A 24,830-nucleotide genomic window follows, 5' to 3' on the forward strand; every position below is an offset into this window, starting at 1 on the left:
CCGCATGTGCCCGCGAGGCCGCGCATGATCCGTCGCCTGCACGACACCAATGACCTGGTCCGCGCGTTCCCGCGCGTGCACTTCGTCGGCATCGGCGGCACCGGCATGAGCGGTATCGCCGAGGTGATGCTGACCCTGGGCTATGAAGTGTCCGGCTCCGACAACGCCGACAACGCGGCCACCCGCCGTCTGGCCGGGCTGGGCGCGCGCGTCATGCGCGGCCATTCGGCCGCCAACGTCCTCGGCACCGACTGCGTGGTGGTCTCAAGCGCGATCCGTGAAGACAACCCCGAGCTGATGGAAGCGCGCAGCCAGCGCATTCCGATCATGCCGCGCGCGGCCATGCTTGCCGAGCTGATGCGCTTCCGCCGCGGCATCGCCGTGGCCGGCACCCATGGCAAGACCACCACCACCAGCCTGACCGCAGCGGTGCTGAGCGAAGGTGGGTTGGACCCGACCTTCGTGATCGGTGGCCAGTTGCTGGCTGCCGGTGCCAACGCCAAGCTCGGCGGTGGCCAGTGGCTGGTGGCCGAAGCCGATGAAAGCGACGGCAGCTTCCTGCGCCTGAACCCGCTGGTCTCGGTGATCACCAACATCGATGCCGATCACCTGGAAAACTACGGCAACGACTTCGCGCGAGTGCAGGCGGCGTTTGCGGAATTCCTGCAGCGCCTGCCGTTCTACGGCTTGGCGGTGCTGTGCATCGACGACCCGGAAGTGGCCGCGCTGGCCGCGCAGACCCCGCGCCACGTGATGAGCTACGGCATGAGCCCGCAGGCGGACGTGCGCGCTGAAAACGTGGTGCAGGAAGGTTCGCGCATGCGCTTCACCCTGCGCCTGCCGCAGGGCACCAGCCAGGAAGTGGTGCTGGCGCTGCCGGGCAAGCACAACGTGCTCAATGCGCTGGCCGCCGCTGCGGTGGGCTGGCAGCTGGGCGTGGCCCCGGATGCGATCGCGCGCGCGCTGGCCGGCTTCGCCGGTGTCGGCCGCCGCTTCAATGATCTCGGCGAAGTCACCACTGACGCCGGTGCCAAGGTCCGCATCATCGACGACTACGGCCACCACCCCAGCGAACTGGAAGCGGTGTTCGCCGCGGCCCGTGGCGGCTGGCCGGACCAGCGCCTGGTGGTGGCGTTCCAGCCGCACCGTTACAGCCGCACCCGCGACCAGTTCGACAAGTTCGCCGCAGTGCTGTCCAGCGTCGACGCGCTGGTGCTGTGCCAGGTCTACCCGGCCGGCGAGGACCCGATTGCCGGGGCCGACTCGCATGCGCTGGCACGTGCGATCCGCGCGCGTGGCCGCAGCGAACCGGTGGTGGTGGGCAAGCCCGCCGAGCTGGCCAGCGTGCTGCCCGACGTGCTGCAGGACGGCGACCTGCTGCTGATGATGGGCGCGGGCGACATCGGCGCGATGGCCACCCATCTGGCGGTGGAAGGCTTCAAGAGCGAGGGCCAGGCATGAGCATCTTCGACTTCCCCGCGCTGCGCACCCGCAACCCGGCCGACTTCGGTCGCGTGGCCGTGCTGCTCGGTGGCACCTCCAGCGAACGCGAGGTGTCGCTGGACTCCGGCCGCAATGTGATCGAAGCGCTGCGCGCGCGGGGCGTCGACGCCACCGCCGTGGACGGCATTCCGGCGCTGGCCCGGGCGCTGGTGGAAAAGCGCTTCGACCGCGTCTTCAACATCCTGCACGGCCACAACGGTGGTGGTGAGGACGGCATCGTGCAGGGCCTGATGGAAGCCTTCGGCGTGCCGTACACCGGCTCGGACGTGCTCGGCTCGGCGCTGGGCATGGACAAGATCCGCACCAAGCAGGTATGGCTGTCGGTCGGTTTACCCACCCCGCAGTACCGGAAGGTCACTGCTGAAACCGTGCATGCGCAGGCGCGCGAGCTCGGTCTGCCGGTGGTGGTGAAGCCCGCCAACGAAGGCTCCAGCGTCGGCATCAGCCGGGTCATGGACGAGGCCGGTCTGGACGAAGCCGTGGCGCTGGCCTCGCGCTACGACGGCCAGCTGCTGATGGAGCAGATGGTGGTCGGCGACGAACTCACCGTGGGCATCCTCGGTGACGTCGCGCTGCCGTCGATCCGCATCGTGCCCAAGGGCCAGTGGTACGACTACAACGCCAAGTATGTGGCCGACGACACCCAGTACCTGTGCCCGGGCCTGGAAGGCGAGGACGAAGCCGAGATCCGCCGGCTCGCGCTGGCCGCATTCCAGGCCGCCGGTTGCCGTGGCTGGGGCCGCGTGGACGTGATGCGCGACCGCGCAAGCGGCCGCCTGTACCTGCTGGAAGTGAACACCGCGCCGGGCATGACCAGCCATTCGCTGGTGCCCAAGGCGGCGGGGCAGGTCGGCATCGGTTTCGAGGAACTGGTCTGGCGCGTGCTGGAACAGACCCTGCCGCAGCACAACCAGGAGAGCCGCCACGCATGAACGCGGTGCTGCGCATCTTCGTCTGGTTGCTGGCCCTTTCGCTGGTGGCGCTGCCCGTGGTGGCGGTGCTCAACGGCTGGGTCGCGGCCGAGCGTTGGCCGCTGGCCAAGCTGCGCGTGCACGGTGAGTTCAAGCGGGTGCCAGCCGAAAAGCTGCAACAGGTGGTGCTGCCGTATGCGCAGGCCGGGTTCTTCGCGGTCAAGCTGCAGGACGCGCAGGACGCGATCGAGCAGCTGCCGTGGGTGGAAAGCGCGCAGGTGCGCAAGCAGTGGCCTGATGTGCTGGAAATCACCCTGGTCGAGCACAAGCCGTTTGCCCGCTGGGGCAAGGACCGGCTGCTGTCCGAGCAGGGCAAGCTGTTTGCCACGCCCAAGCAGCTGCAGGACCTGAAGCTGCCCAACCTTGACGGTCCGGATACCCAGACCCAGGAAGTGGTGGCGCTGTACAACGAGTCGCGTGCGCTGTTTGCGCCGACCGGGCTGGATGTCACCCGGGTCAGCATGGACGCACGTGGCAGCTGGTCGCTGCAGCTGAGCAACGGCACTGAAGTGGTGGTCGGCCGCGACGACGCCCGCTCGCGCCTGCAGCGCTTCGTGCGCGTGCTGCCGCAGCTGGCCAACCAGAGCGCGCCGATCGAGCGCGCCGACCTTCGCTATACCAATGGTTTCACGCTGAGCTGGGGTACCCCGGTTCCGGCCGCGCCGGCCAATGCGGCGCAGAACACGCAGGACAGGACATGAATCGCAAGGGTGACAAATCGCTGATCGTCGGGCTCGATATCGGCACCTCCAAGGTGGTGGCGCTGGTGGGCGAGTATTCGCCCGGCAATCCCATCGAGGTGATCGGCATCGGCTCGCACGAGTCGCGCGGACTCAAGCGCGGTGTGGTGGTGGACATCGAATCGACCGTGCAGTCGATCCAGCGCGCGGTCGAAGAGGCCGAGCTGATGGCCGGCTGCGAGATCCGCTCGGTGTACGCATCCATCTCCGGCAACCACGTGCAGTGCAAGAACTCGCCGGGGATCGTGCCGATCCGCGACGGCGAAGTGACCTGGGGCGACCTCGATCGCGTACTGGACGCAGCCAAGGCCGTGGCCATCCCGGCAGACCAGAAAATCCTGCATGCCATCCCGCGCGAATATGTGCTGGATGACTCGCAGGAAGGCATCCGCAACCCGGTCGGCATGACCGGCGTGCGCCTGGAAGTGCACGCCCACCTGGTGGTGTGCGCGCAGTCGGCCGCGGCCAACATCAGCAAGTGCGTGCAGCGCTGCGGCCTGCAGGTGGACGACCTGGTGCTGTCCTCGCTGGCCTCCAGCGTGGCTGTGCTGACCGCCGACGAGCGCGAGCTGGGCGTGGTGCTGGTCGACATGGGCGCGGGCACCACCGACCTGGCGGTGTTCGTGCAGGGCGCGATCTGCCACACGGCGTCGCTGCCGATCGCCGGTGACCACGTCACCAACGACATCGCGCACATGCTGCGCACGCCGACCCCGGAAGCCGAGCAGATCAAGGTGCGCTACGCCTGCGCCCTGGCCCAGCTGGCCACCGCCGAGGAAAGCATCCAGGTGCCCAGCGTCGGCGACCGTCCGCCGCGCCGCATGCCGCGCCATTCGCTGGCGCAGGCGGTGCAGGGGCGCTACGAGGAAATTTTTGAAATGGTCCAGGCCGAGCTGCGTCGCTCCGGCTTCGAGGAACTGGTGCGTGCAGGCATGGTGCTCACCGGCGGTGCCTCGAAGATGGAAGGCGTGGTCGAGCTGGCCGAGGAAATGCTGCAGATGCCGGTTCGCGTCGGTATTCCGCAGCACGTCACCGGACTGGGTGAAGTGGTCGGTAACCCGGTTCATGCCACGGGCGTGGGGCTGCTGCTGATGGGCAGCCAGATTGAACATCCGCGTCGCCCATCGCTGCCGACCGGTCGTGCCGGCAGTCTCTTCAACAAAGTCAAAACCTGGTTCCGCGGCGAATTCTGATTCCAGCTGACAGCCGCATCACTGCAACACCGGCAACATCGCTTCATCGCAACTCACCTGATGAGCCCCCGCTCTGAAGGACATACCTAAAACTACCGCCGCAATGGCGGCGTGGCACGAAGGGCAGGACGCCCATGAAGACCACGCCAATAGAAGCGGTTACAACGAGGACACGGACATGGCGCACTTCGAATTGATTGAAAAGATGGCACCCAATGCGGTGATCAAGGTGATCGGCGTGGGCGGCGGCGGCGGCAACGCCGTGGCGCACATGGTCAGCACCAGCGTGGACGGCGTGGAATTCATCACCGCCAACACCGACTCGCAGGCCATCAAGAATTGCGGTGCCAAGCTGCAGCTGCAGCTGGGTACCAACGTCACCAAGGGCCTGGGCGCAGGCGCGAACCCGGAAGTGGGTCGCCAGGCCGCCCTGGAAGACCGTGAGCGCATCATGGACGCCCTGCAGGGTGCGGACATGGTGTTCATCACCGCCGGCATGGGCGGCGGCACCGGCACCGGCGCGGCTCCGGTGGTGGCACAGCTGGCCAAGGAAATGGGCATCCTGACCGTGGCCGTGGTCACCAAGCCGTTCCCGTTCGAAGGCCGTCGCCGCATGCAGGTGGCGCTGAAGGGCATCGAGGAACTGAGCCAGCACTGCGACTCGCTGATCACCATTCCGAACGAAAAGCTGATCACCGTACTGGGCCGCAACGCCACCATGATCCAGGCCTTCCGTGCTGCCAACGACGTGCTGCAGGGCGCCGTGCAGGGCATCGCCGACCTGATCGTGCGTCCGGGCCTGATCAACGTCGACTTCGCCGACGTGCGCACCGTCATGTCCGAAATGGGCCTGGCAATGATGGGTACCGGCACCGCCCGCGGCGATGACCGCGCCCAGGCCGCCGCCGAAGCCGCCATCCAGAACCCGCTGCTGGACGACGTGAACCTGGCCGGTGCCAACGGCATCCTGGTCAACATCACCGCCGGTGCCGACTTCACCATGGCCGAGTTCGACGAGATCGGCCGCACCATCGACGGCTTCGCTTCGGAAGACGCCACCGTGGTGGTGGGTACCGTGCTCGACCCGGACATGCAGGACGAAGTGCGCGTGACCGTGGTGGCCACCGGCCTGAACCGTGCCGTTGCCTCCAAGACCCAGCGTCCGGGCGAGCGCGCCCCGATCAAGCTGGTCCGCAACGCCACCACCGGCCAGCCGGAGTTCGGCGACTTCGACAACGGCGGCGACGCCGTGTCCAAGGCCGTCGGCGGCATGGGCCTGGGCCTGCGCCGTCCGAGCGCCGACACCGTGGCTCCGTCGGCTCCGGCCGCCGGCCCGGCCGCGGCCGAGCTGCCCAACGATTACCTGGATATCCCGGCGTTCCTGCGCCGCCAGGCGGACTAAGCGTTGCACGCCGGGGACTTGTCCGCCCCGGTAAGCATCGCCATGTCCCTGACTGCCGGGCCTGGATGGGCCCGGCAGTTCGCAGTTCCGTCGTTCTGACCCCGGGTCGGAGCGCACCCCGTTCAGAAAGGGGTGGCGGTACTGCGTGTTATTCTTGTTTGTCATTGTCGCGCTGACAGCGCGCTACCCGGTCGACCCCCATGATTCCGCAACGCACTCTCAAGAACACGATCCGCGCCACCGGCGTTGGCCTGCACAGCGGTGACAAGGTCTACATGACCCTGCGCCCGGCTCCGGTCAACCATGGCATCGTGTTCCGTCGCGTGGACCTGGACCCGGTCGTCGAAGTCCCGGCCCGTGCCGACCTGGTCACCGAAGTGACCCTGTGCACCGGCCTGACCTGCAACAACGCCAAGATCCAGACCGTGGAACACCTGATGTCGGCGCTGGCCGGCCTGGGTGTCGACAACATCATCGTGGAGCTGTCCTCGGCCGAACTGCCGATCATGGACGGTTCCTCCGGTCCGTTCGTGTTCCTGCTGCAGTCCGCCGGCATCGCCGAGCAGGATGCGCCCAAGCGCTTCATCCGCGTGCTCAAGCCGGTGGAAGTCACCGAAGGCGACAAGGTCGCCCGCTTCACCCCGTATGAAGGCTACAAGCTGGGCTTCACCATCCAGTTTGACCACCCGATGATTCCGGCCAAGCAGTCGCGCGCGGAGATCGATTTCTCCACCGCCGCCTATACCAAGGAAATCTCGCGCGCCCGTACCTTCGGTTTCATGCGCGACCTGGAATACATGCGCGAGCGCAATCTGGGCCTGGGCGGTTCGATGGACAACGCCATCGTGCTGGACGAGTTCCGCGTGCTCAACGAAGACGGCCTGCGTTACGCCGACGAATTCGTGCGCCACAAGATTCTTGATGCGATCGGCGATCTTTACCTCGCCGGTGCGCAGGTGCTGGGTGCGTATGAGGGCTTCAAGTCCGGCCATGCGCTCAACAACAAGCTGGTGCGTGCCCTGCTGGCCGACGTCACCGCCTGGGAGTGGGTCAACGCCGCGGCCGATCCGGCCCCGGTGGTGTACGGTGTTCCGGCCTACGCCTGACGCCAAACCATTGATTTGACAGGTAAACGAACGGCGCTCACTGCGCCGTTCCGCGTTTCTGGGCCGCGCGCGCCGTGAAGCTCACGTCAATGAACCGTGACCGGACCGTCGTCACTTTTTTGTGAACCCGATCCAGTTGCGGGGTAAAAATAACGCAAATTTAATAAAAGACTAACGACTGGGCAGCCAAGCGCGGCTACGATGGCCGCCGGCTCCTCGAAATGTTTCACGGCTTCGTGACACGGATCGGGGAAGGAGCGGGATGCTCCGATGCAGTCAGGACTTCGATCCCTTGGGGTCCTGGAAGCAAGCCAAAGCGTCGCGTAGCCCTTGGTGCGTGGCGGCTGAAACTGCGTGGGGGCCATTCCTGTTGTCGATCGCTGGGGAGCGTGGAGGAGGGGCAAGCGCAGTCTTGATGGTCACCTTGGTGACTTTCAGCCCGATGGAACGGGCCGCGTCGATCAACTCGCGTTCGGCAAGCCGCAGCTTGGCATGCCAGACCGGGGACTCGACGAGAAAAACGAGGTGCTCGCCGTTCACATTCGCCAGCCGGCAACGGGTGGCCAGGGTGGGCGGCAAATGGGGGCGCAACTGACGGTCCAGCGCGTCGAGCCAGAGGGCACGACGCAGCGGGTTGCCGGTTTTGTCTTCCATGACCGCTTCCAGCGCCGGTTTGGGCGCAGAAGGGGAACGGGCACTGGATTTCGGCTCAGACATGAAAACTCACTGATGGCATTCAAAAAGATCGTAATCAAAACGCGTGAAGGACAGGCCAAAACGCCCATCGCGCGTCTGCGGTTCTACTTCGAGGACCGCCCCCGTGCCCTGCTTGGCAGCGTGCTCGGGCTGGGCTGCCTGATCGGCTTCGGTGCCGGTCTGGGCGGCAGCATGTTCAATGATTCGCGCCTGCACGCCAAGGTGGCGCAGCAGGAGCTGGAACTGGCACAGGCCCGCAAGGACGCCCAGACCCAGGTCAATGCGCTGGCCGCCCGCATGGGCGAGCTGCAGGCGCAGGCCACCCGGCTCAATGCGCTCGGCGAACGCCTCACCCAGATGGGCAAGCTGGAAGACGGCGAATTCGACTTCAACGAGACCCCCGGCCTCGGTGAAGGTGAACCCGGTCCGACCCAGGACATCCCGGCCAGCGCGGTCAACAGCGACTTACAGGTGCTGGAGCAGCGTTTCGCTGCTTCAGGCCGCCAGTTGTCGGTGATGGAATCGCTGATGTTCGACCACCAGGTGCAGCAGGATGCCGTGCCGGGCCGCATGCCGATCCGCAACAGCTACATCACCTCCGGCTTCGGCGGCCGCAACGACCCGTTCGGTCGCGGTCGCGGCAACCATAAGGGCATCGACTTCCATGCCAAGGTCGGCGACCCGGTCATGGCCGTGGCCGATGGCGTGGTCAGCTTCTCCGGGGTCAAGGGCGGCTACGGCAACGTGGTCGACGTCGACCACGGCAACGGCTATGTGACCCGCTACGCGCACAACTCGCGTCTGGTGGTGAAGGCCGGTGACCTGGTCCGTGCCGGCCAGGAAGTGGCCAAGGCCGGTTCCACCGGTCGTTCCACCGGTGCCCACGTCCACTTTGAAGTGTGGGAGCGTGGCAACGTGGTCAATCCGCGCAAGTTCCTGGGTGATGGCGGCAACACCCCGGTCGGCCGGGTGTCGCGCGGCTGAGTGCGACGAACGGGCCGGGGGAGGTTGAAACGCGACACCCCCGTCCCAAGCTACAATAAGTGTTGCCATAGACAGGGCGCAGTGCGCCCTGTTTCGTTTGCGGTGTGCAGCTTCTGCGGAAGCGCCGCCGTTGGGGCGTCTCATTCCAACCGGTTCCTTCAATGATCAACAGCCTGCTTACCCGCGTTTTCGGCAGTCGTAATGAACGACAGCTGCGCCAGCTCAACCGCATCGTCGCCAAGATCAACGCCCTGGAACCGGAGATCGAAAAGCTCTCCGACGAGCAGCTCAAGGCCAAGACCCGCGAGTTCAAGCAGCGCATCGCCGACGGCGAAGCCCTGGACAAGGTCCTGCCGGAGGCCTTCGCGGTCTGCCGCGAAGCCAGCCGCCGCGTGCTGGGCATGCGCCACTATGACGTGCAGCTGATCGGCGGCATGGTGCTGCACCTGGGCAAGATCGCGGAAATGCGCACCGGTGAAGGCAAGACCCTGGTGGCGACCCTGCCGGTGTACCTGAACGCGCTGGAAGGCAAGGGCGTGCACGTGGTCACCGTGAACGACTACCTGGCCCGCCGCGACGCCGGCCAGATGGGCAAGCTGTACAACTGGCTGGGCCTGAGCGTGGGCGTGGTGTACCCGGGCATGCCGCACGGCGACAAGCGCGAGGCCTACAACAGCGACATCACCTACGGCACCAACAACGAATTCGGTTTCGACTACCTGCGCGACAACATGGCGCTGTCGCGTGCCGACCGCTACCAGCGCGGCCTGCACTACGCCATCGTCGACGAAGTCGACTCGATCCTGATCGACGAAGCGCGTACCCCGCTGATCATCTCCGGCCCGGCCGACGATTCCCCGGAGCTGTACATCCGCGTCAACCGCGTGGTGCCCAGCCTGATCCGCCAGGAAAACGAAGAAGCCGAAGGCGATTTCTGGGTCGACGAGAAGGGCAAGCAGGTTCACCTGTCCGAAGCGGGCATGGAGCACGCCGAGCAGCTGCTGGTCGACGCCGGCATCCTCAGCGCGGAAACCGAAGGCCTGTACGCCGCGCAGAACCTGACCGTGGTGCATCACCTCAATGCCGCGCTGCGCGCGCATGCCATCTACCAGCGCGACGTGGACTACATCGTCCGCGACGGTGAGGTGGTGATCGTGGACGAATTCACCGGCCGTACCCTGGCCGGCCGCCGCTGGTCCGATGGCCTGCACCAGGCGGTGGAAGCAAAGGAAGGCGTGCCGGTCCAGCGCGAGAACCAGACCCTGGCCAGCATCACCTTCCAGAACCTGTTCCGCATGTACAAGAAGCTGTCCGGCATGACCGGTACGGCCGACACCGAAGCCTACGAATTCCAGAGCATCTATGGCCTGGAAGTGGTTGTCATTCCGACCAACCGCCCGACCGTCCGCAAGGACTCCCCGGACCAGGTGTTCCTCAACCGCAACGGCAAGTTCAATGCGGTGCTGGCGGACATCCAGGAATGCAACAAGAACGGCCAGCCGGTGCTGGTCGGTACCACTTCGATCGAAACCTCGGAAATGCTGTCCGAGCACCTGCGCAAGGCCGGCGTGCACCACGAAGTGCTGAACGCCAAGCAGCATGATCGCGAAGCGACCATCATCGCCAACGCCGGCATGCCGGGTGCCGTGACCATCGCCACCAACATGGCCGGTCGCGGTACCGACATCGTGCTGGGCGGTTCGCTGGAAGCACAGCTGCACGCGCTGGGCGAAGACGCCAGTGCCGACGACAAGTTCAAGGTCAAGAACGAATGGCAGCGCCGCCACGACCAGGTCAAGGCGGCCGGCGGCCTGCACATCGTGGGCACCGAGCGCCACGAATCGCGCCGTATCGACAACCAGTTGCGCGGCCGTTCGGGCCGTCAGGGTGACCCGGGTTCGTCCCGCTTCTACCTGTCGCTGGAAGACAACCTGATGCGCATCTTTGCCTCGGACTGGGTGCAGAAGGCGATGCGTCTGATGGGCATGAAGGAAGACGATGTGATCGAAGATCGCATGGTCAGCCGTCAGATCGAGAAGGCGCAGCGCAAGGTGGAAGCGCACAACTTCGACATCCGCAAGAACCTGCTGGACTTCGACGACGTCAACAACGACCAGCGCAAGGTGATCTACGCCCAGCGCGACGAACTGCTGGACGCCGAGTCGGTGAAGGACAACGTCGACGGTATCCGCGGCGACGTGATCTTCGACGTGGTGGCGCGTTTCGTGCCGCCGAACTCGATCGACGAACAGTGGGACCTGCCCGGTCTGCAGGCCACTCTGGCGTCTGACCTTGGCGTGGAGATGGACGTGGTTGGCCTGGTGCATCAGCACGAGGAACTGGACGCCGAAGCCATTGCCAACAAGGTGCAGGAACAGGTGGACGCGCACTTCGCGGCGAAGGAAACCGGCGTCGGCGAAGAAACCATGCGCGCGCTGGAGAAGCACGTGATGCTGACCGTGCTGGACCAGAGTTGGAAGGAGCATCTGGCGCGCATGGATTACCTGCGCCAGGGCATCTACCTGCGTGGTTACGCGCAGAAGCAGCCGAAGCAGGAATACAAGAAGGAAGCGTTCGAGCTGTTCTCGGAGATGCTGGAGAACGTGAAGCGCGAAGTGGTCACTCTGCTGTCGCGCGTGCGCATCCGCAGCGAAGAAGAAGTGGCGGCGCTGGAAGCAGCGGAGCGCCAGCAGGCCGAAGCGCGCATGCTGGCCTCGCAGTTCCAGCACCAGAACGCCGGCGGCTACGGTGCCGACGAGGAAGTGGCGGAAATGCAGGCGGCGCAGGGCGTTGGCCAGGTCACCCGCGACGAACCCAAGGTCGGCCGCAACGACCCGTGCCCGTGCGGCAGCGGCAAGAAATACAAGCACTGCCACGGTCAGCTGACCTGATCAAAAAAACCCCGCTTCGGCGGGGTTTTTTGTGCGCTGGTGTTGGATTCATGCGAACAGCCCTCGGTTTACGGCCTTCGTGGTTTGGCGGGTCGGGGTGGGTTTGCGGGACACGCCGTAAACCCATCCATGGGGGCTCGTAGAAAACATCCATGTTTTCTACGGTCCCGCAAACCCACCCCGACCCACCTTCGACAGGTGGTCGGTGGCCACGGAAAAATCAACATCAAGATGGCCACGCTCGAAATGGTGGCGCTGGTAGCGTCGGTCGACAGACGACGGCCGTGAACGGCTCAACGTTCCATAACGCATGGAACCCAAATCGCAGCCGCTTCTCCAATCTGCACTGAAATGTGACCGGCAGCACATTTCAGCGCCCCTCACCCTTTCCCCACACCCAATCCAGAATTTCCCGACCCCGATCACACATCGCATCACCACCCCCAAGGTGGCAGCATCGCCACCGAGGCGGTACGCTTGCATTCCCTGCACCCGGACCGGGGGTCCGTTGCGGGTGTTGCCGCGCCGGAGGCACCACGGGGAGTGGGCACCGCGCCTTTCGAGTCGCAAAACAAGGAGTTTCATGAACAGGATTTATCGCCTGGTGTTCAACCACGCCACCGGCCAAACGCAAGTCGCCTCCGAGCTCACGTCCAACCATGTTTCGTGCGCAGGTGTTTCCGGCAGCCCACGCCGGCGTACAGCGCTCAGCGTTGCGCTGCTGGCTGCTCTGGCATCCACTGCGGCGGTGCCTTCTGCATTCGCGCAGGTGGTCAACTACGACGTTGATGAAACCATCCCCGTCAGCATCAACCATACGAGCGGCTTCACCGTCGGTCGCTTGACCAACGCGACTGTAGTGGTTGGTCCGGGCATTGTCCTCGGATCGCAGATCGGTGCCACGCTTGGAGAGAACGCAGGCGGCAACGGCATCCTGCAGGTGAATGGCGCGGGCGCGCAGTTGAACATCAATGGCAACCTGGGCGTTGGCGTTCGCGGCACCGGCAAGCTTGAGCTTGGGAACGGCAGCGAGACCAGCATCGGTGGAACGCTTGTGGTGGGCGACGTGGCCGGTAGTAACGGCACGGTCGTGGCCACGGGCAACACCACGAAGTTGACGGCAGGCGCTATCGACGTCGGGCGGGCGGGTACGGGCACGCTGAACATCAGCGCCGGTGCCGAGGTGGTGACCACCGGCAACGGCGGCTATGGCGTGCGCGCCGGCGGCGTGTCGTCCGGTCAGGATCAGGCAACCGGCACGATCAACGTCAGCAACAGCGGCAAGTTGACCATCAACAACAACAGTCTGCTGCTGGGCGATCAAGGGCGCGCAGTGGTGACCGTGGCCGACGCGGGCGAGATCAACGTCATTGGCGGCAATGTGGTGATGGGCGGTAGTGCCGCGGGCACCGCTGAAGCTACCGTCTCCGCAGGCGGCAAGCTCACGGTGGGGGGAAGTCTGGTGCTGGGTTCCGCTCAGAACTCCGCCGGCCAGCTCACCATTACCGGCGCCGGTGCTGTAGTGACCGCGAGCAACGTCGAGGTCGGTGCCGCAGGCACGGGCGTGCTGCTGGTGCAGAACGGCGGCGCGCTCAACGTCAGCGGCACGCTCGCCAACGAGACCGTGGCGGGTCAGCCCAATCGCATGGGCTCCATCAACGTGACCGGTGCGAATTCGAAGATCACCGCGGGGACCCTGAACGCCTCCGGTGTGCGCGTCGATACCGGTGCCTCCATCGTCACCGGCACGGCCACCATCAAGGATTCGGAAAGCCCGTTCGCGCTGGCATCCAGTGTCCAGGGCGCTGGCACCCTGTGGGACAACACCGGCGCAATGACCGTGCGGGGCAGCTTCGACGTCAGCGGCGCAGGCCGTCTGCAGAGCGCCAGCCTGGCCGTCAGCGGTGGTGTCAACTCGGCGACCGGCAGCCCGACCCCGGTCGATGACCGCGTGCGCGTCGCCGGTGCCAACTCGGTGATCGCCGTCAGCGGCGACATTACCGTCGGTGCAGACGGGACCGAACCCTACGGCGTGCTCACCGCCGCCAACGAAGGCCGCATCGAAGCCGCCACCTTCAAGCTGGCCAAGAATGGCTTCCTGGTGCTGGGCGGCGACGCGCTGTCGTGGACCTCGGCCACGCAGGACTTCTCCTGGAAGGCCGCCGAAACCGCCGGCGCGCTCTCCGGCTCGGCGATTGAAATGCAAAGCGATTCAGGCGGCGTGGTGTTCAACCACACCGGCAGCATCACCTTGGCCAACACCTTCACCAGCGTGCAGAACGGTACCGACTGGACCGGCGGCCGCCTGCGCAACGTGGCGGGAAATACCACGCTCACCGGTGACCTCAGCGCCTTTGGTGGCGACATCGACGTGCGTTCCGGCACCTTGGTGATCAACTCCAACCTGTATACCGGCCAGGGTTACACCGACAGCTCGCAGGCCCTGCCGCAGGTGATCGACATCTCCGGCGGCAAGCTGGTGCTCAATGGCAGCTCCGGCTTCCAGCAGACCATTGGCGGCACCACCACGCGCAGCTCGATCGTCACCGTGCGCAACGGGGGCATCCTTGCCGGCAATGCCACCGTGGGCCAGACCACGGTAAGCAACGGCGGTGTGCTGTCGCCGGGTAACAGCCCCGGCACCCTCACCATCGACGGCGACCTGTTCTTCAACGCCGGTGCGTCCTCGGCGGCCGAGGTGGCGTCGGCTGCGTATTACGACGTCGAGCTGCTCGGCAACGGCCAGTCCGACCTGGTGCAGGTGAGCGGCCGCGCCATCATTGGCCGCAGTTCCAACTTCGGCTGGACCGGCGACGCCGCCATGCGCATCACCGGCCTGGACCCGGCCACCAGCTACCAGAACGGCCGCACCTACAATGTGCTCAGCGCCGGTGGCGGTGTGGTCGGTGGGTTCGACAGCGTGACCTCGAACTCAGCTTTCATCACCCCCACACTGACGCAGAACGGCGACCAGCTGGTGCTGACCATCGCGGTCAACGGCGGCGGTACCAATCCCGGCGATCCGGGTACCCCGGGCAACCCCGGTACGCCGGGTACGCCAGGCAATCCGGGCACGCCCGGCAACCCCGGCACCACCCCGCCGCCGCCGGAAGTGTTCAACCCGGTCGCCACCAATCCGAACCAGGAAAACGTGGCCAACGGGCTCAACAGCCTCCAGCAGTCCGGCGACTCGCTGGCCTTGTACAACGCGCTGCTGATGCTGGATGCGGAACAGGCGCAGCAGGCGTTCAACGAACTGTCCGGTGAAAGCCATGCCAGCAACCGCGCCATGCTGCTGGATGACCGCTTCCTGCGCGACGGCATTGCCCAGCGCCTGCGTCCGGATCCGACAATGGCCGAGTATGGCCCGTCGCTGTGGCTGGCCGGCAGCAGCACCTCGCGCCGGCAGGACGCCAGCGAGATGGCCGCGCGCACCCGCGACGAGCGCCACGGCGCGATCGTGGGCATGGACTGGAGCTTCGGTGAAGGCTGGAAGTGGGGCGTGGCCGTGGGTCCGGAAAAGCTGCGCCAGCGCGTCAGCGACCGCAACAGCACCACCGATGTCGACGCCATCCACGGCGGTCTGTACCTGGGCTGGCAGGGCGCCGAGTTCTCGTTCCATGCCGGTACCAGCTACGCCGACTATGACGTGGATACCGAACGCAGTGTCGGTGCCGGTTACAGCTGGGCCCAGCGCCTGGACAGCAGCTACAGCGCCAACGCGGTATCGGCGTTCGCCGAGGGTGGCTGGAACATCGATCTGGACCCGCTGATCCTGACCCCGTACCTCGGCCTGTCCTACACCCGCCTGGATACCGACGCGGTGCAGGAAACCGGCGGTGCCGCTGCGCTGGTCGTGGAAGCACGCAAGGATGATGCGTGGACCGCTACGGCCGGCGTGCGCGCCGGTTGGCAGCTGGGTGACGACCGTGGCATTGCCACCCGTCTGGAAGCCGGGCTGGCGTGGCAGCACAGTGGTGGCGATCTGCCGGAAACGCGCGGCCGCTTTGTGGCCGGCACCAGCAGCTTCAACGTGCAGGGCCTGCCGCTGGCGCGCAATGTGGGCGTGGCCGAGCTGGGTGTTTCGATCAAGCCGACCGACAACAGTCGCCTGGCGCTGATGGCGCAGGGGCGTAGCGGTGATGGCCAGAGCGAGTTCGGCGGGCAGCTGAGCTTCAATCTGATGTTCTGATTGCCGTTACTGCCACACGATGCATCGAAGGGCCCCGCAAGGGGCCCTTCTTTTTTGTGCCTGTGTAGGGAAGTTCCGGCGATTACGTAGCAACGCGGGCATTCCCTACGCGGCGTTCGTAATAGTTTCAAAGGCCAACGTTCACTGGAAATTTAACGTTTGCACTCTGCCCTGCACGTCGTGCAGCGAAGGCAGATGCCACGCGCAGCACCGGTTGCAGATCACGGACGCGCTGCGCTTCAACGTTACCAGGGAGCACCATGAACCACCGCCATCACCCCCGTTCCATCACGCCGCTGTGTGCGGCCGTGCTGGTCGCACTCGGCCTCACCACCACACCGCACACGGTGAGTGCTGCTTCGCACAAGTACACCGCCGATGAGACCATTACCGAAGAGCGTAACCACCAGCAGGGCTTCGATGCGGGCATCGACACCGCGGTGGTGCTGGACATCACCGGCAGCGGTCATCTAACAAACGGTGGATCGGTCAATCTGGGCGTCAACCAGGACGGCCACGGCACGGTGCGTGTCATCGGCCCCGATGCGCGATTCACCGGCCCAGGCTCCTACAGCACCGATGTGGGCGTGTCCGGCAAGGGCACCTTCGTCGTGCAGGAGGGGGGCGGGGCATGGGCAAACACATTGCGCGTAGGCGTCAACAAAGGGTCATTCGGCAGCGTTCACGTCACCGGTGCGGGTTCCCGCCTGAAGGCGCGCTATCTGTATCTGGGCCACGATGGTGAAGGGCTGCTGCGCATTGATGGCGGCGCGAAGGTCGATGTAGAGGCCGACGTACTTGGGGATGGTCGGTCGCCGGGCTCGTTCTCCACGCATCGGCGCAGCACCCGGATCGAGATCTCCGGCAAGGACTCGCAACTGAAGGCCAACAATGTACGGATCGGGGGGCAACTGCTGATCGAGGACGGCGCGCAGCTGCACTCCAACAAGGGTGGGGTCTACACCGCGAGCAGCGGCGCGGGCGCTGCGGTGATCACCGGTACCGGCAGCCGCTGGGTCAATGAAACAGAGCTGGACGTGCACACCGGTCTGGATATCCGCAACGGTGCCGCCCTGGAGACTGAAACACTGGAGATCAAGGGCACCCGCACCATCAACAGCACCACCACCGACCTCACCCGCGAGCAGCTGCGGGTCACAGGCACCGGCTCAAAGATCAAGGCGGCCAACGGCATACGAATCGGTGAACTGAGCACGAGCGGCGGTACTCTCACAATCAGCGAAGGCGGCCGCGTCGAGGCGGGCGGCAAACTGCACATCGGCGGGGGCAGCTACCTGGTGCTTGGCGGTGCCATTGGCGGTACGTTCACCGAACCGACCTGGCAACCTGCCGTGGCCGCCGGTGAGCTCGACGACTCGGTCATTACCTTTCACACGGTGTCCTTGGGTCTGGCGTTCAATCACACGGGTGCCATCACGCTCGACAACACGCTGCGCAGCGAGAATGACGCGCTGCATCGCAACGGCGGTGCCCTGATCAACGTGGCCGGCACCACCGCGCTGACCGGTGACCTGAGCAAGTTCGGCGGTCGCGTGAACGTACACGGCGGCACGCTGGTGATCGACACGGACACCTACACCGATGCCAAGGGCTACGACACCATCGGTGACGCAAAGCCCAGGCAGTACATGTTCGTGGACGGCGGCACGCTGGTGCTCAACGGCGAGTCGGGCTTCCGCTGGGAAGAGCGCGAAGGCGACGCCATCACCTCGTTCCGCACCGCCTGGGCCACCGCCAGTGGCAGCGGCGTGCTGGCAGGCACCGGCACCGTGGGTGACACGCGCATCCACGACGGCGGCACGCTCTCGCCCGGCCACAACAGCGTCGGCACGTTCAACGTGGATGGCGACCTGTACTTCAACGCCGGTGGCGTAGGCCGCGAACACGTCGACACCAAGTCCTGGCTGGCCGTGGACCTGCGTGCGGACGGCGAAGCGGACAAGGTCAAGGTCAGCGGCGCGGCCTTCATCGGTCATGGTGCCTCCACAGAAGGCGAGCAGGGCGACACCGGCGTACGCGTGAACACGCTGGACCCGCACACCAGCTACCAGATCGGGCAGCGCTACACGGTGCTGGAAGCCGAAGGTGGCATCACCGGTGGCTTCAACGACGTGGAGTCGAACTCGGCGTTCATCACCGGCGCGCTGGTGCAGACCGACAACGCGGTGCATCTGGATATCGCGTTGATCGAGGAAGAATCCGCCGAGGCGGAAGGAGCAGAGAACAATGCGCCGCCGATCGTGTTCGGTCGCGTTGCGCGCTCCTCCAACCAGCGCGCCGTGGCAGCCGCACTGGACTCTCTGCCGCAGTCCGGCGACGCGCTGGTGCTGTACAACCAGTTGCTGATGCAGGACGAAGAAAGTGCTGTCCGGGCCTTTGACGAACTCTCCGGCGAACTGCACGCCAGCACCCGCGCCATGCTGCTGCGTGACGACTTCCTGCGTGCGGGCGTGCTGAGCCATCTCCGCACGGGTCCGGCAGATGAAGGCTATGGGTCCCGTGCATGGATCACCGGCAACGGGCAATCGCGCTCGCAGCGCAGTGATGGCAATGCTGCCACGCGTCGTGATCACAGCGAAGGGCTGCTGCTGGGCTACGACTTCAGCTTCGGTGAGGGCTGGACCGTCGGCGCGGCGGGCGGTCGCCAGTCGCTGCGGCAGAACGTGCGCGACCGCACTTCACGCAGCGAGGTCGATGCGTTGCACGGCGGCATGTACGCGGCCTTCCGCCGCGACGCGCTGTGGCTGCGCGGTGGTGTCAGCTACACCGACTACGACGTAGACACCGAGCGCACCCTGGGTGAAGGCCAGCCGTGGGAGCAGACCCTGACCGCCCGCTACAAGGCGCATGCAGTGTCGACCTTCACCGAGGCAGGCTTCGACCTGGAGTTGCAGTCGCTGACGCTCACTCCCTATCTGGGAATTGCGCAGACCACGCTGTCCACTGGGCAGGCCACCGAGGCCGCCGGCAGCGCGGCGCTGGCGCTGCTGCCCACTCGCGACCAGGTCTGGACCACCACCGCCGGCGTGCGGTCGGCGTGGGACCTGCGTGACCGTGCGCGCGTGGAGGGCGGGCTGGCCTGGCAGAACACCTCCGGTGATCGCCGCACCTCAACCACGCAGATCTTCGCGACAGGCAGTGACCTGTTCACCGTGCATGCGGTGCCGTTGGCGCGCAACGTGGCACTGGCCGAACTGGGCGTGGTGCTGAGTCCCACCACCAACAGCCGCGTCAACCTGTTCATGCAGGGGCATCGCGGTGGTGGAGAACGCGGGTTTGCCGCACAAGCCAGCTGGAATGTGATGTTCTAGCTGTATACGTAGTGCCGGGCCATGCCCGGCAACGAAGGGCCCCGCAAGGGGCCCTTCGCCTTTCCCGGGGCCCATTCATCCCCCCGCCATTGCGCTTGTCACAACCGATTGGGCATGCTGGGACCATGTCATCCCCCACACGTTCCATCCATGTGGTCGCGGCCGTCATCACCGACGCCCGTGGCCGTGTTCTGCTCAACCGTCGCACCGAGAACCGCGACATGGCCGGGCTCTGGGAGTTTCCCGGCGGCAAGCGCGAGGCCGGCGAGACCTCCGAGCAGGCGCTGGTGCGTGAACTGCGCGAAGAACTGGGCATCGAGGCCCAGGTTGGCGACTGGTTGATGGACGTGCCGCAGCTGTACCCGGACAAGCACCTGCGCCTGGAAGTGCGCCACGTGCGCAGCTGGAAGGGCACCCCGCGTGGCCGCGAGGGCCAGGCCATCACCTGGGTGGCCCCGGACAAGCTGCCGCGCTATTCCATGCCACCGGCCGACCTGCCCGTGGTGGCCGCGCTGCGCCACCCGGACCGCTACCTCATCACCCCGGAGCCGGAGGCCGACGACGAGGCCGCGCACCAGCTCTGGTACACGCGGCTGGTGCAGGCGCTGGAGGCCGGGGCACGTCGTGTGCAGCTACGCACCCCGGCCAGTGCCGCGCGGGTCGCCTTGGCCGAGCAGGCCATCGGCCAGCATCGGAACGGCGTGCAATGGCTGTTGAACCGCGACATAGAACTGGCCCTGCGGCTGGGCGTGGGCGTGCACCTCGGCGGCGAGCAGCTGGCGCAGTTGCAGGAACGCCCATTGCCGGAAGGCCGGCTGGTGGCCGCGTCCTGCCACGACCTGGCCCAGCTGCAGGCCGCGCAGCGGCTTGGCTGTGACTTCGCGGTGCTGGGCCCGGTACAGGCCACCGCCAGCCACCCGCAGGCCACCCCGCTGGGCTGGGAGGCCTTCGAGGCCCTACGCGCGCAGGTGTCGTTACCGATCTATGCGCTGGGTGGATTGGGCGCGGACGACATCGTCCAGGCGCGCCGGCATGGGGCGCAGGGCATTGCTGCGATCCGGGGATTCTGGCCTGACGTCTCGTAGAGCGGGGCTTGCCCCGCTTGCCGGGCATGGCCCGGCACTACGGTGCGGCGTTACAACGTGATCCAGAAACACCCATACTGCCGCCGCAGCCCGAACACCGTGCGCGAGGGCGTAGCGCCGTTCCCGAGCGTCTGCTCCAGCCGCAGCCCTACCGGTCGCGGCCGGCTCGGTGCAACCGGCACCTGCTGCGGCAGGGCAACTCCCGTCCCCGCCAGCGCATCCGGATCCGGCGGCAGCATCACCGGCTCCACCGGCTCGGCCACTGTGGGATACACCGGCGCGATATCCACCAGCGGCCGCCGCACCACCGACTCCAGCTGTCCGATGATGCGGTTGGCACTGGCATTGGACACATTGCCCCACAGGTAGATCGACGACAGCCGATTGACGTCCTGCAGGCTCACCGCCTGCCGGATCTGCTCGGTCAGTTCACTCAGGCGACGGGCGCAACCGGCCCGGTAGATGCCGGTATTGCCCACTGATGGTTCCCCGCGTGGCGTGCGGGCAGTAGCCCCCATCGCGTCGCAACTGCGGTCAGTGAACACGGTCTGCCCCTGTGCATTGGTACAGCGGTTCACGCGCTGCGCCTGGGCGTCGGCCACGAGGGGCACGCTCGACAGGGCAACGGACAGCAGCAACAGGGCAGGCACTTTCATCGCAGCAGGGTAGCGGTGATCGTGTGATCTGCAAGCTTTTGCGGCACGCCGTGTTCAGCGACCCAGCAGTTTCAGTACCTGCTGGGTCGGGCGGGCCAGGTTGAGCGTGTAGAAATGCAGCCCCGGCGCGCCGCCGTCGACCAGCCGCTGGCAAAGCTGCGCCACCACCTCGGCCCCGAACGCGCGCACGGCATCGGCGTCATCGCCATAGGCCTGCATCTTCTTGCCGATCCAGCGCGGAATCTCCGCGCCGCACTGCTCGGAGAAGCGGCGCAGCTGGCTGAAGTTCGAGATGGGCATGATGCCCGGCACGATCGGCACCTGTACCCCCAGCTTCTGCACGGCGTCCACGAAGTGGAAATAGGCGTCGGCGTTGAAGAAGTACTGGGTGATGGCCGCATCGGCCCCTGCCTCGACCTTTTCCTTGAAGTAGCGCAGGTCGCGCAGGGCATTGTCGGACTGCGGGTGGGTTTCCGGGTAAGCCCCCACTTCGATATGGAAGTGATCGCCGTGTTCGGCGCGGATGAAGGCGATCAGCTCGGACGCGTAGCGCAGGTCGCCCGGGTGGCCCATGCCGGAAGGCAGGTCGCCGCGCAGCGCCACGATGCGGCGGCAGCCAATGGCCCGGTACAGCTTGAGCAGTTCGCGGATCTCCTCGCGGGTACCGCCCACGCACGACAGGTGCGGAGCCGCATCAAAGCCGTGGTGCTGCTTGAGGTGGCGTACCGTCTCGGAGGTATAGCTGAGGGTCGAGCCGCCCGCACCGAAGGTGCAGGACACATACTGCGGGTCGTAGGCCTTCAGCTTGGCCGCGGTGCGGTCCAGCTGCGCGCGCTGGTCATCGGTCTTGGGCGGATAGAACTCGAAGCTGATGGCGGTCATGGGCGGCAGCGATGACGGGTGTATGGGTAGTATATCGCTTCATCGCGATGAATGTTTATTGAGATCGCTCGGTTACCCTGTGCGGATGTCTATTGTCCTCACCGAATTCGCCCGCCCCCGCCTGTTCCCGCGCGTGCCGCGCGGCAACACCATCCAGGATTGCACTGCCGAACAGTTCCAGGCCCATCTCAACGCGCACCCGCCGTTCAAGGTACTGGATGGCTACGCGCCGTTCTGCAAGCTGTACGTGTATGAGAACTGGACCAGCACCCGCTGCCTGACCGTGCCCATTACTGATGCCAACCGTCATCAGCTGCGCAGCGCCTACGAGGCCCGCAACCGCGAGGAGCTGCCGGTGCTGGTGCGCTGGTTCGAAGGCGTGGAGAGTCCGCGTGCGAACTACCTCGTGGTGATTCTGTACAGCGCCGAGCAGCTGGCCAAGGAAGGTTCGCCGATTGACGCCGACTGGGGCATCGTCGGCTGCATCTACACCGCCGAGCCGGAAGAAGTGCCGATGGCCCCGATCACCATGATGCGCAACGCGCTGGGCGTGGAGGAGGGCGGCTCCGGCGTGCCGCTGGACCGCGCCGCCTACCAGCGCGCCGTGCAGTTCTGGGACAACAACGCCAACTGGCGCCCCTGACCCGCCGATGTGTGCTTGGGCACACCGGTAGCGCCGGCCGTTGGCCGGCCCTCGCTGATGCATGGGCCGGCCCACCGCCGACGCTACTGGAATACGCGCTGGATCTGCCCTGCTGCCTTAGCTAAAACTTCTTGAGCGTGAACTCCGATGAGCCGCCTGCACACTCCGCTGACGCCGCGCGGCCTCCATGCTGCTTGTTGGCAGCCGCCAGAGCTTTGACTTCGGCATCGGCTTGATTCGTTGCAGAAACTTCGTACCGCTGTGAAGTTCCATTCATCAGGACGACGTCCTCCTTGTCATAAACGGTGCAGAAGTATTTGCTTTCGCCCGTTTGCGCTTGGGTCTGTGGCGTCACCATGCACAGGTACAGCATAGGAACTGCGAACCATTTGACGTTCATGGGAATCACTCCGGAAACATCCAGAAATTCCCCCGCCCGCGCATCATCCGCCTCGCATTGTTATTCCCCCGTAGAGCCACGCCCCGCGTGGCTTCGACCATGCCAGGCCACCGCAATGACTACAGCCACGCAGGGCGTGGCTCTACGGCTTCGGGCGTCCGATCGGTGCGTAAGTCGCGTTGGTCAGCGCCACCAGATCCACCGGAGCCAGCGCCACCTCCAGCCCCCGCCGTCCGGCGCTGACATGCACGTCCGCCAGCGCCCGCGCGCTGTCATCCACAAAGGTACGGTGCTTTTTCTTCTGCCCCAGCGGACTGATGCCACCCACCAGATACCCGGTGGCCCTCTGCGCCGCCGCCGGGTCGGCCATCTCGCACTTCCGGCACCCCGCGGCTTCGGCTAGTGCTTTAAGGTCCAACGATCCGCTCACCGGCACGATCCCTACCAGCAGTTCGTGCTTTTCCGTGGAGGCCACCAAGGTCTTGAATACCTGGGTCGGATCAAGCCCAAGCGCTGCCGCTGCCTCGCCGCCGTACGAATCGACATCAGCGGAGTGGGTATAGGACAACACGCGATGAGCAATGCCGCGTTGCTTGAGCAGGTTGATGGCAGGGGTCATGCCTGCATGGTATCTGCGCTGGAGTCTTGATGCATCGAGCGGGCACCGGGGTGCCCGCTCTCGTCCAGCACTGCGTAATGTCGCCGACTCTGACATTTGTGGACAGGAACCTCCCGGCACTTTGCGCTGGTGGCGAACGGATACTCAGCCTTTATGCCGGTCATGACCTTGGCCTTTGCCCCGTCGACGATGGTTGAGAAAATCGGGATCGCAACAGGAATCTGTCAACCGGTGCCAACATCATAAGTAATGGGTTTCCCTTCTTTGTCCAGAGGAGCGCATTGATAAGGCATCTCTGCCTCAGCTGCGGGCATGTCTAGGCAGCGAAATGACGCGCCCGCTGCCTCACCATCGAGTGTTCGGATGTGCGCAGCTACGCAGTCCAGCGTGACACGTCAGTAATCTGCATCACTTTTCAGAGTCCTGCTTTTGAGTATCTGCAAGGACACCGGAGACAGTTCGACAGCTCTACATTTCGCACTGCTTGCTGGTACGGAGTCGATTTTCGCGCTCTTCATTGCTTCCGTAACCGCCTCCGCTTCACTGCTTACCTCAATGTAATAAACAGTCGGTATGACCAAACCAGGTCCAATGTCCTTGTCAATTGGCTTGCCATCTGTGCCATGAATGATGCATTCGTAGTATTGGGCCGCGGCAGAAGCGGTCAGCGTGTTTGAGGCTGCCCAGATCGCCAGCAACGTCATCAGCAGGTTCTTGAGGTTCATTTTTGATTTCTCCAATAAAGAGCCATTCGCTCAGTCGCACGCCGTAGAGCCACGCCCTGCGTGGCTTCGACCCTGCCTGGGCAGCGCGATGACGCGCATGGCGCGTCACTACGGGGGCGTCCGACATCGCGCAGCCACGCAGGGCGTGGCTCTACGGTGGGAATGCCATCAGCCTTCGTCGATGCCCAGCAGGATCTTGATGCTGCTTTCGCAGACGGCGCTGGTCGGATTCTCATTGGTCAGGGACTTGGCAAAGGCCATGGCTTTGTCCTCGAGCTCCATCGGCGTGGTGTCCAGTTGAATCTTCCAGATGCTCTGCCCGGCATCATGCGCTGCCGTGGGTTCGACAGATTCATTGCCGTTCTTGTAGATATTGCAGTAGTAGGTCTTGCCCCCGGTCGTGGTGGTAGACGGCGCGGGTGTCGGCGCAGCTGCCGGTATAGGTGCTGTTGCCGTCGCGGGAGCTGTGGGTGGATTGGCCAACGCAGCCTGGCTGGTTTCACAGCGCGCACGGGTCAGCGTTACGGTTTTCTTGATTCCCGTAACCTTCTTCAGCACCGCCTGCTCGGCCTCGGCCACATTGGCACCGGTGGACTTGTAATGACCGTCTTTGGCGGTCGACGGTTGCAGGGTGTCGCCAGAATGCACATGGCAGAAGTAGTCAGCCGCCTGGGCCGAGGACGCGAAGCTGGCACCGCACAGCGCCAGCAGCACGGGCACGATGAGCTTGATGATCATGGAAATTCTCCGGATGAGATCCAGGTATTTCCCCCGCGCGCCGATCATCCGGGCGCTGGTGTAATCGCGGCG

At 65.4% G+C, this 24,830-nt stretch carries 18 protein-coding genes and 1 pseudogene; 12 read left to right on the forward strand and 7 right to left on the reverse strand.

Annotation, left to right across the window (positions count from 1 at the left end):
- Positions 1–24: 24 nt before the first annotated feature.
- The 6 genes and pseudogenes from murC to lpxC all read left to right on the forward strand — a co-directional run bounded on the left by murC (position 25) and on the right by lpxC (position 6,915).
- On the forward strand, positions 25–1,461 hold the full coding sequence (gene murC / locus PDM29_RS10780; RefSeq protein WP_311190174.1) for a UDP-N-acetylmuramate--L-alanine ligase: 1,437 nt from the start codon (positions 25–27) through the stop codon (positions 1,459–1,461).
- Positions 1,458–2,435: a D-alanine--D-alanine ligase gene (locus tag PDM29_RS10785; RefSeq protein WP_311190175.1), complete on the forward strand. Its 978-nt coding sequence runs from the start codon at positions 1,458–1,460 to the stop codon at positions 2,433–2,435. The genes murC and PDM29_RS10785 overlap by 4 nt, the downstream gene beginning before the upstream one ends.
- Positions 2,432–3,109: pseudogene (locus PDM29_RS10790) on the forward strand (cell division protein FtsQ/DivIB); the annotation flags it as partial. The gene PDM29_RS10785 and the pseudogene PDM29_RS10790, both read left to right, overlap by 4 nt.
- Positions 3,110–3,171: 62 nt before the next feature.
- Complete coding sequence (ftsA, locus tag PDM29_RS10795; protein WP_125360211.1) at positions 3,172–4,407, forward strand: cell division protein FtsA; 1,236 nt, start codon at positions 3,172–3,174, stop codon at positions 4,405–4,407.
- A gap of 178 nt (positions 4,408–4,585) precedes the next feature.
- The gene (ftsZ, locus tag PDM29_RS10800; protein WP_311190176.1) at positions 4,586–5,809 is read left to right on the forward strand and encodes a cell division protein FtsZ; all 1,224 of its coding nucleotides are present in this window, start codon (positions 4,586–4,588) and stop codon (positions 5,807–5,809) included.
- Between the two features lie 200 nt (positions 5,810–6,009).
- Positions 6,010–6,915 carry a UDP-3-O-acyl-N-acetylglucosamine deacetylase gene (lpxC, locus tag PDM29_RS10805; RefSeq protein ID WP_311190177.1) on the forward strand — a complete coding sequence of 302 codons (906 nt, stop codon included), beginning with the start codon at positions 6,010–6,012 and terminating at the stop codon, positions 6,913–6,915.
- Positions 6,916–7,191: 276 nt separating this feature from the next.
- Here lpxC and PDM29_RS10810 read toward each other — a convergent pair whose 3' ends face one another.
- The gene (locus tag PDM29_RS10810) at positions 7,192–7,632 is read right to left on the reverse strand and encodes a DciA family protein (protein ID WP_311190178.1); all 441 of its coding nucleotides are present in this window, start codon (positions 7,630–7,632) and stop codon (positions 7,192–7,194) included.
- A gap of 12 nt (positions 7,633–7,644) precedes the next feature.
- Here PDM29_RS10810 and PDM29_RS10815 point away from each other — a divergent pair, with 12 nt between their 5' ends.
- From PDM29_RS10815 to PDM29_RS10835, 5 genes are all read left to right on the forward strand, one after another.
- Positions 7,645–8,595, forward strand: a complete 951-nt coding sequence (locus tag PDM29_RS10815; RefSeq protein ID WP_311190179.1) for a peptidoglycan DD-metalloendopeptidase family protein — start codon at positions 7,645–7,647, stop codon at positions 8,593–8,595.
- A gap of 161 nt (positions 8,596–8,756) precedes the next feature.
- The gene (secA, locus tag PDM29_RS10820) at positions 8,757–11,486 is read left to right on the forward strand and encodes a preprotein translocase subunit SecA (RefSeq protein WP_311190180.1); all 2,730 of its coding nucleotides are present in this window, start codon (positions 8,757–8,759) and stop codon (positions 11,484–11,486) included.
- Between the two features lie 583 nt (positions 11,487–12,069).
- Positions 12,070–15,678, forward strand: coding sequence for an autotransporter domain-containing protein (locus tag PDM29_RS10825; protein ID WP_311190181.1), 3,609 nt, complete (start codon positions 12,070–12,072; stop codon positions 15,676–15,678).
- A 260-nt stretch (positions 15,679–15,938) separates the two neighbouring features.
- Entirely contained in the window at positions 15,939–19,010 is a 3,072-nt protein-coding gene (locus PDM29_RS10830; RefSeq protein WP_311190182.1) for an autotransporter outer membrane beta-barrel domain-containing protein, read from the forward strand.
- Positions 19,011–19,135: 125 nt separating this feature from the next.
- On the forward strand, positions 19,136–20,095 hold the full coding sequence (locus tag PDM29_RS10835; protein ID WP_311190183.1) for a Nudix family hydrolase: 960 nt from the start codon (positions 19,136–19,138) through the stop codon (positions 20,093–20,095).
- A gap of 50 nt (positions 20,096–20,145) precedes the next feature.
- Here the strand turns inward: PDM29_RS10835 and PDM29_RS10840 are convergent, their stop codons facing one another.
- Both PDM29_RS10840 and metF read right to left on the reverse strand, forming a co-directional pair.
- Positions 20,146–20,751 (reverse strand): DUF4124 domain-containing protein, encoded by a 606-nt coding sequence (locus PDM29_RS10840; protein WP_311190184.1) that lies wholly within the window; start codon positions 20,749–20,751, stop codon positions 20,146–20,148.
- 54 nt (positions 20,752–20,805) lie between these two features.
- Positions 20,806–21,633, reverse strand: coding sequence for a methylenetetrahydrofolate reductase [NAD(P)H] (gene metF, locus PDM29_RS10845; protein WP_311190185.1), 828 nt, complete (start codon positions 21,631–21,633; stop codon positions 20,806–20,808).
- An 85-nt stretch (positions 21,634–21,718) separates the two neighbouring features.
- Here metF and PDM29_RS10850 point away from each other — a divergent pair, with 85 nt between their 5' ends.
- Positions 21,719–22,276, forward strand: coding sequence for a DUF3228 family protein (locus PDM29_RS10850; protein WP_311190186.1), 558 nt, complete (start codon positions 21,719–21,721; stop codon positions 22,274–22,276).
- Positions 22,277–22,397: 121 nt separating this feature from the next.
- On the opposite strand, the gene PDM29_RS10855 is transcribed toward PDM29_RS10850, so the two are convergent.
- The 4 genes from PDM29_RS10855 to PDM29_RS10870 all read right to left on the reverse strand — a co-directional run bounded on the left by PDM29_RS10855 (position 22,398) and on the right by PDM29_RS10870 (position 24,758).
- Positions 22,398–22,676 (reverse strand): hypothetical protein, encoded by a 279-nt coding sequence (locus tag PDM29_RS10855; RefSeq protein WP_311190187.1) that lies wholly within the window; start codon positions 22,674–22,676, stop codon positions 22,398–22,400.
- A 142-nt stretch (positions 22,677–22,818) separates the two neighbouring features.
- Positions 22,819–23,295, reverse strand: coding sequence for a Cys-tRNA(Pro) deacylase (gene ybaK / locus PDM29_RS10860; protein ID WP_311190188.1), 477 nt, complete (start codon positions 23,293–23,295; stop codon positions 22,819–22,821).
- 395 nt (positions 23,296–23,690) lie between these two features.
- Positions 23,691–24,020 (reverse strand): hypothetical protein, encoded by a 330-nt coding sequence (locus PDM29_RS10865; protein ID WP_311190189.1) that lies wholly within the window; start codon positions 24,018–24,020, stop codon positions 23,691–23,693.
- A 168-nt stretch (positions 24,021–24,188) separates the two neighbouring features.
- Positions 24,189–24,758 carry a hypothetical protein gene (locus tag PDM29_RS10870; RefSeq protein WP_311190190.1) on the reverse strand — a complete coding sequence of 190 codons (570 nt, stop codon included), beginning with the start codon at positions 24,756–24,758 and terminating at the stop codon, positions 24,189–24,191.
- Positions 24,759–24,830 lie beyond the last annotated feature (72 nt).

Origin of the sequence: Stenotrophomonas oahuensis (assembly GCF_031834595.1) — a bacterium.
GTDB classification, from domain to species: domain Bacteria; phylum Pseudomonadota; class Gammaproteobacteria; order Xanthomonadales; family Xanthomonadaceae; genus Stenotrophomonas; species Stenotrophomonas oahuensis.